1 protein-coding gene is annotated in these 1,427 nt (G+C 49.5%); it reads left to right on the plus strand.

The window, feature by feature from the left end; genetic code table 11:
• Window positions 1-1,309: hypothetical protein (locus tag KDK18_RS08980; RefSeq protein ID WP_257254564.1), on the plus strand; the 1,309-nt coding region annotated here is incomplete at its 5' end.
• Window positions 1,310-1,427 lie beyond the last annotated feature (118 nt).

Raw genomic sequence — 1,427 nt, forward strand, 5'->3', positions numbered from 1 at the left:
TCATTTGGCCGATGGATATTGCTTTAGTTGCACAGGTCGTTTTGATTCTGAAGACCTTACAGATTTCTCACTCTTCGAAACATTGGATCAACTCACTATTATTCAACTCCAATGCGATTCTCACCCACAAGTTAAGCTACATGTGCGTGCCGTGGATGGCACCTCAAGCGGACGCTGCAACTCAATGGAATCATTGGAATCAATGAGTGCAGGGGTTGCTTTTACAACTGACGCTGCCACGCAACCCACCTGTGTCGTGACAGTGATTGGGGAGGATGGCCAACAGCGTCCATGCGGGATGGTCTGCAGGGATGCCAGAGCTCTGTCGGATCACAAAGGCAGATACCACACCGCACAACAAACCTGTAACGTGGTCATGATCGGGAAGAATGTTCAGCTGCGACAATGCGGAAGGGTCTTCAAGAATACTAAAGTCCTGTCGAGTCACAAAAGCAGCAAGCACACCGTGCAAAAAAGCTGTGACGCAACAGTAACTTGGGAGAATGGCCAGCAGCGGCTTTGCGGAAGGATCTTCCGGAATGCTCAAGCTCTGTCGAATCACAAAAGTAGATATCATATTGGGGAAAAAATCTGTGACGTGATAGTGAACCTGAAATATGGTCAGCCGCAACTATGCGGGAAGGTCTGCAATAGCAGGCTGGATCTGTCGGAGCACAAAAGAAGAGACCACACCAAACAACAAACCTGTGAAGAGACAGATGTCAGGAAGGACGGCTTGCAGCGGCCATGTGGAAAGGTCTTCAAAAATGCCAGAGCCCTGTCGGAGCACAAAAGATTATTTCACAGCGGGCAAAAAACCTGTGATGTGATAGTGGACGGGGGAGAGGACCAACACCTGACATGCGGAAAAGTCTGCAAGAATATTAAAGCCCTGTCGGCTCACAAAAGAAAGAGGCACAGCGGAAAAAAAACCTGTAACGTAACCTTGGCCGGGGAGGATGGCCAGCCGCGACCCTGCGGAAAAATCTGCAAGAGTGCTCAAGACCTGTCAGATCACAAAAGGAGAGACCATAGCGAACAACAAACCTGTGAAGGGGCAGAGATCAGTAAGGATGGCATAGAACGGCCATGCAGAAAGGTCTTCAAGAATATTAAAGCCCTGTCGGAGCACAAAAGCAGATACCACAGAGGACAACAGACCTGTTATGCAGCAGTGGTCGGAGAGGATGGCATACAGCGGCCATGTGGAAAGGTCTGCAAGAATGCTCAAACGCTGTCGACTCACAAAAGAGAACATCGAAAGCGCAAGCCTGTTGATGTAAACCAGAACGATGCCCTTTGTCCCTAAAAAAGCGACAGCGATTAAGTAACGATCTGGTCCAGTGATCGACTCCGGGCGTAAACGTCTCAGGCGCTTCTTCGCCCGGAGTGGCATGGAGCTTGATGATATTGCCAGAATGGTCGTT

The sequence above is a fragment of the Endozoicomonas sp. SESOKO3 genome (genome assembly GCF_024606255.1).